Annotated in this window: 5 protein-coding genes; 3 read left to right on the plus strand and 2 right to left on the minus strand. The window is 67.9% G+C overall.

The window, feature by feature from the left end; genetic code table 11:
• Positions 1-2: 2 nt before the first annotated feature.
• Positions 3-659, minus strand: coding sequence for a TetR/AcrR family transcriptional regulator (locus ACFWF2_RS25700; protein ID WP_379310009.1), 657 nt, complete (start codon positions 657-659; stop codon positions 3-5).
• 112 nt (positions 660-771) lie between these two features.
• Between ACFWF2_RS25700 and ACFWF2_RS25705 the strand changes: the two genes are divergently transcribed.
• The gene (locus ACFWF2_RS25705; RefSeq protein ID WP_379310010.1) at positions 772-1,641 is read left to right on the plus strand and encodes an NAD-dependent epimerase/dehydratase family protein; all 870 of its coding nucleotides are present in this window, start codon (positions 772-774) and stop codon (positions 1,639-1,641) included.
• Between the two features lie 99 nt (positions 1,642-1,740).
• Here the strand turns inward: ACFWF2_RS25705 and ACFWF2_RS25710 are convergent, their stop codons facing one another.
• Positions 1,741-2,595 carry a class I SAM-dependent methyltransferase gene (locus tag ACFWF2_RS25710; protein ID WP_379310011.1) on the minus strand — a complete coding sequence of 285 codons (855 nt, stop codon included), beginning with the start codon at positions 2,593-2,595 and terminating at the stop codon, positions 1,741-1,743.
• A 285-nt stretch (positions 2,596-2,880) separates the two neighbouring features.
• Here ACFWF2_RS25710 and rpsA point away from each other — a divergent pair, with 285 nt between their 5' ends.
• On the plus strand, positions 2,881-4,353 hold the full coding sequence (rpsA, locus tag ACFWF2_RS25715) for a 30S ribosomal protein S1 (RefSeq protein WP_189034021.1): 1,473 nt from the start codon (positions 2,881-2,883) through the stop codon (positions 4,351-4,353).
• A gap of 125 nt (positions 4,354-4,478) precedes the next feature.
• Positions 4,479-6,020 carry a phospholipase C gene (locus tag ACFWF2_RS25720; RefSeq protein WP_379310012.1) on the plus strand — a complete coding sequence of 514 codons (1,542 nt, stop codon included), beginning with the start codon at positions 4,479-4,481 and terminating at the stop codon, positions 6,018-6,020.
• Position 6,021: the final 1 nt, after the last annotated feature.

The following is a 6,021-nucleotide window of genomic DNA, read 5'->3' on the forward strand; positions in this document are numbered from 1 at the left end:
GCTCAGCGTGACGTGGGCGCCCTTGGCTGACTGAACAGGCGGGTCAGGTCGCCGAGGAGGATCCGACCGCGTTCCCCGCCGCCCTTGATACGGCCGTCGAGTACCAGTCCGACCAGCCCGTGCAGGTGCGCCCAGAGCAGATCGGCGGCGGCATCTGCGTCGTGCGCCCACTCACGCGACTCGGGGTTGCCGTCGGCGGCTTCCGCGGTGACCGCCCGCCGTAATGCTTCGAAGCACGCACGCGCGGGAGCGGGCGCTTCGGCAGTGCCGAAGGGCACCTCCGGCAGGGTGTGCATGAGCCGGTAGAGGTCCGGATCGGCCATGGCGAATTGCCAGTACGCGGCTGCGGTCGCCGGTAACAGGCCGCCTTCGCGTTCTTGGATCGTCGGGCACTCGGCGCGGTCGAGATGGTGGGCGAGCTCGGTGAATCCGACGTCGACAAGCTCTACCAGCAGTGCGCGCTTGTTGGCGAAGTACTGGTAGACGATCGGCACCGTGTAGCCGACGTGATCGGCGATCGAGCGCATGGTGATGCCGTCGAAGCCGCCGGACTCCGCGGCGATCGAGCGCGCGGCGGCCAGCAGTTCGGCTCGGAGCTGCTCGCGGGCCTCGGCGCGTTCGTCCGAGGTTCCCTTGATCCGTTTGCCTGCTCGGGGCACGTCGCTACTCCTCGGTCAATTTCTAACAAGGATAGACATTGCCGTCCGGCGCCTCTACAGTCAATTTCTAACGTTGATAGAAATCAACGTGCATCTAGTTGAGGAGCGCTCCATGCGAGTTCTTGTTACCGGTGTTTCGGGCACCATCGGCAGTGCGGTGGCACGTGCGCTGCGCGATCGCGGACACATCGTTGTCGGTACCGTGACCGCGTCCGACCGCCCGGCGCCCGAGGGTGTCGAGTTGCTTGTCGCCGACCTGTTCGACCCCGCCGCACTGGCTGCCGTCGCCGCGACCGTCGATGCCGCCGTGCATGCCGCGTCGAGCAACGACGAGCGCGCCGGCGAGCTGGACGGCATCGTCGTCGAGGCGCTGCTGGCGGCCTTTCACGGCACAGGCAAGGCCTTGGTCTACACCAGCGGCCTGTGGCTGCACGGCAATACCGGCGACGTCCCGGCCACCGAGCTCTCGGCGTTCGCGCCGCCCCTGGTCGTCTCCTGGCGGCCGCCGGTGGAGCAGTTGCTCGCCGATGCCGCGAGCGAGCGCGGTGTGCGCACGGTGCGCATCCGTCCCGGGCTGGTCTATGGCGGTGGGCGGGGCTACGTGCCGATGCTGCTGAGCCCGCAGGAGGGTACGGACGGCTCCGTGATCCGCCACTTCGGTGACGGCTCCAACCGGTGGTCTGCGGTGCACGCCGACGACCTCGGCGAGCTCTACGCGCTGGCCGTGGAAAGCGCGCCGGCCGGATCGGTTTACCTGGGCACGAACGAGGAATCGGTCGCGGTCCGCGATGCCGCGAAGGTGGTCGCCGAGCGCACCGGCGCGCGGGTCGAGAACTGGGATCCCGCCGACGCTCAGCAGTACTGGAGCGTGATGGTCGAGGCGTTCATGCTCGACCAGGTCGCCGCCGCCACCGCAGCGCGCACGGATCTCGGCTGGGAGCCGTCGCGGGCTGGTCTGCTGGAGGATCTCGCGGCGAGCTGATGCGCCGGAAGCCTGGGACCTGTTGGTGCGCATGCACTGGCCCGCGCTCCCCGCTGGATCGTCGAGGGGTCGATCCGGCTTCGCGGCCCTACCCGAGTTCTAGGCGCCCGGCTTCTCGGTGATGAAGATGGCGGTGCCGGGGAAGATCTCCCCGCGCAGCGGCGACCACTGACCCCATTCGCGGTCCAGCCACTCCGGCCAGTCGGGTTCGACGATGTCGAGCAGGGTCAAGCCTGCGCCGACGATCTCGCGGACACGGTCGCCGATGGTGCGGTGGTGCTCGACATAGGTGGGGACGCCGTCGCCGTCGACCTCTACATAGGGCGTGCGGTCGAAGTAGGGGATCCGGGCGACGAGGCCGTCGGCGCCCGGATCGTCGGGGAAGATCCAGCGCATCGGGTGGTTCACCGAGAACACCCAGCGCCCGCCCGGCCGCAGCACCCGGGCGACCTCACGCATCACCAGCGCCGAATCGGCGACGAACGGGACACCGCCGAAGGCCGAACAGGCCAGGTCGAAGGACTCGTCGGCGAACGGCAGCGCCTCCGCGCCCGCCTGGACCAGCGGCACCCGCGGACCGCCCTGCTCCATCGCGGCCACCCCGCGCTCGAGCATCCCCATCGACACGTCCAGACCGACCGGATGCGCGCCTTGACCGGCCAGCCAGCGCGAGCACGGCGCGGAACCGCAGCCGATCTCCAGCACGGACTTGCCGGTCACCTCGCCGAGGAAGCCCATATCGCCCTCGTGCAGGCCCTCGGGACACCACACGAACTCGCCGCCGGGGGAGTCGACACCGAGGAAGTCGGCGTGGGTCTGGTGGTACTGGTCGGCATCGGCGTCCCACCAGCGCCTGCTCGCGCGCTCGCTGGCCGCGGAACCGATCTTGGTTCGGGTGGTCGCTGTGGTTCCCAGCAGCGCGTTGGCCTGCGCGTGGCGTTCGTCATCGGACACGGCGAACAGGGTATCGGCGTGGCGCGGGGGGTGGTTTGCCCGGCTGGACCGAGGTCGCGTACGCTGAGGCACGCGAGTGTCTTTCGAGGATCGCAGTGCGCCGGGGTTGAATGCGTACAGTATCCGATGACGGAGTCGCCCGTGCTGAGTTTGATCAGCAGCAAGTGCGGCGGTCCGTGCGATACTTTCTCAGTATCCTTCGTCGCCTCGTCGCGGTGATCTCGCAGCGTACCGAAAGTTCCAATGTCCGCAACCGACCACAATCCGTCCGGAGCAAATCCACATATGCCCACCACCGTCACCTCGCCGCAGGTAGCCGTCAACGACATCGGCTCCGCCGAGGACTTCCTCGCCGCCATCGACGCCACGATCAAGTACTTCAACGATGGTGACATCGTCGAGGGAACCATTGTCAAGGTCGATCGTGACGAGGTCCTGCTCGACATCGGTTACAAGACCGAAGGCGTCATCCCCTCCCGCGAACTCTCCATCAAGCACGATGTCGACCCCAACGAGGTCGTTTCCGTGGGCGATGCGGTCGAGGCCCTGGTTCTCACCAAGGAGGACAAGGAAGGCCGCCTGATCCTGTCGAAGAAGCGGGCGCAGTACGAGCGCGCGTGGGGCACGATCGAGGAGCTCAAGGAGAAGGACGAGGCCGTCAAGGGCACCGTCATCGAGGTCGTCAAGGGCGGCCTGATCCTCGACATCGGCCTCCGTGGCTTCCTGCCCGCCTCGCTCGTCGAGATGCGTCGTGTCCGCGACCTCCAGCCGTACGTCGGCAAGGAGATCGAGGCCAAGATCATCGAGCTCGACAAGAACCGCAACAACGTGGTCCTGTCGCGTCGCGCCTGGCTCGAGCAGACCCAGTCCGAGGTTCGCTCCGAGTTCCTGCACCAGCTGCAGAAGGGCCAGGTCCGCAAGGGTGTGGTCTCCTCGATCGTCAACTTCGGTGCCTTCGTGGACCTGGGTGGCGTCGACGGCCTGGTGCACGTCTCCGAGCTGTCCTGGAAGCACATCGACCACCCGTCCGAGGTCGTCGAGGTCGGCAACGAGGTCACCGTCGAGGTTCTCGACGTCGATCTGGACCGCGAGCGCGTCTCCCTGTCGCTCAAGGCCACCCAGGAAGACCCGTGGCGTCAGTTCGCCCGCACCCACGCGATCGGTCAGATCGTGCCGGGCAAGGTCACCAAGCTGGTTCCGTTCGGTGCGTTCGTGCGCGTCGAAGAGGGCATCGAGGGCCTGGTGCACATCTCCGAGCTGGCCGAGCGCCACGTCGAGGTCCCGGACCAGGTCGTTGCCGTCGGCGACGACGCGATGGTCAAGGTCATCGACATCGACCTGGAGCGTCGCCGGATCTCGCTGTCGCTGAAGCAGGCGAACGAGGACTACCACGCCGAGTTCGACCCGTCGAAGTACGGCATGGCCGACAGCTACGACGATGCGGGCAACTACATCTTCCCCGAGGGCTTCGATCCCGAGACCAACGAATGGCTCGAGGGCTTCGACAAGCAGCGTGAAGAGTGGGAAGGCCGCTACGCCGAGGCCGAGCGTCGCCACAAGATGCACACCGCTCAGATGGAGAAGATGGCAGCCGACGCTGCCGCCGAGGCCGCCAACGGCGGTCCCGCCTCGGGCAACTACTCCTCCGAGAGTGGCAGCTCGCAGGCCTCCTCCGGCCCGGCCGAGTCCGCCGGCGGTTCGCTCGCCAGCGACGCCCAGCTCGCGGCTCTGCGGGAGAAGCTCTCCGGCAACGCCTGATTCGGGTAGAGCAGTACCGAAGGCCCTGGTCCACACGGACCGGGGCCTTCGGCCTTTTCCCAGGTCGGTGGGGTAGTGTCGGCGCGATTGCTCCATCCCCTGCTCGGGAAAGGTGCTCCATCGACATGAGTTCTGGTCCCTTCGCCGGTCTCAACCGGCGACAGTTCCTCGCCAAGGCGATGGCCGCCGGCGCCGTGGGAACGCTCGCCTCCTGGGCGAATCCGATCATCGACCGCGCCTTCGCCGCCGACCCGGCCGGGATGGGCGGGCTCGGCGACATCGAGCATGTCGTCCTGCTCATGCAGGAAAACCGGTCCTTCGACCACTATTTCGGCACCCTGTCGGGAGTGCGTGGTTTCGGTGAGGCGTCCGAATCGTGGCGCCAGTACGGCTGGTCGCCCGGAATCGGGCCCACCGCAGACGGTTTCGTCGAACCGTTCCGACTCGACACCACCCGGGGCGCCACGCTCGACGGCGAGTGCATCAACGACCCCGACCACACCTGGCCTGGCATGCACAAGGCGTTCAACGACGGACGCAACGACGGGTGGATGCCGATGTCGGTGGCCTCGGTCGGTCCGGCCAACGCCCCCGCGGCGATGGGTTACTACCTGCCGGAAGACATTCCGATCCATACCGAGCTGGCCCAGGCGTTCACCCTGTGCGACAACTACCACTGCTCGGTGCTCGGCCCGACCGATCCCAACCGGCTGTACTGGGTCAGCGCCACCATCGATCCCGACGGTCAGGCGGGCGGACCGCTGGTGGAGACGCCGCTGCTCATCCCGAAGAACGTCTACAGCTGGCGCACCTACCCGGAGAACCTGTCCGAGGCGGGCGTGAGCTGGAAGGTCTACAGCAATCGCGATGCCGGACCGGCGTCGTCGATGATCCTCGACGGCATGATCGGCTGTTTCACCCAGGCCGCCGACCCGAATTCCGAACTGGCCCGGCGCGGCATCGCGCCGGTGTACCCCAACGACTTCCAGGCCGACGTCGCGAACAACACGCTGCCCGCGGTGTCGTGGGTGGTGCCGTCGGTGCTGCACTGCGAGCATCCGGCGCTGCCCGCGGCATTCGGCGCGGTCGGGATCGTGCAGCTGCTCGACATTCTGACCTCGAATCCGGCGGTGTGGGAGAAGACCGCGCTGATCATCAGCTACGACGAGAACGGCGGCTTCTTCGATCACGTCGTCCCGCCGACGCCGTCGCCGGGTACGGCAGGGGAGTTCCTGACCGTGCCGCTGGACCGGGTGCCCGCGGCGGGCGGCATCGCCGGGCCGATCGGCCTCGGCTACCGGGTGCCGTGCCTGGTGGTCTCGCCCTACAGCCGCGGTGGGCTGGTCGCCTCGCAGACCTTCGACCACACCTCGCAGCTGCGGTTGCTGGAAACCCGGTTCGGGGTCGAGGTGCCGAACCTGACCACGTGGCGGCGCGGCGTCACCGGCGACATGACCTCGACCTTCGATTTCGCGGCGGCGCCGAACTCCGCCAAGCCGGTGCTGCCCGATCCGCGTCCCAAGGCGGACGCGGCGGCGGTGCAGTGCGGTCCGAACATCGCGGCGGGCACCCTCGGGCACGGTATGCCCTATCCGGTGCCGCCGAATGCGATGCCGTCGCAGCAGCCGGGGAGCAGGCGCGCGCCGAGCGGGCTGGTCGGTGTCTGAA

Origin of the sequence: Nocardia sp. NPDC060259 (assembly GCF_042728775.1) — a bacterium.
Taxonomy (GTDB): domain Bacteria; phylum Actinomycetota; class Actinomycetes; order Mycobacteriales; family Mycobacteriaceae; genus Nocardia.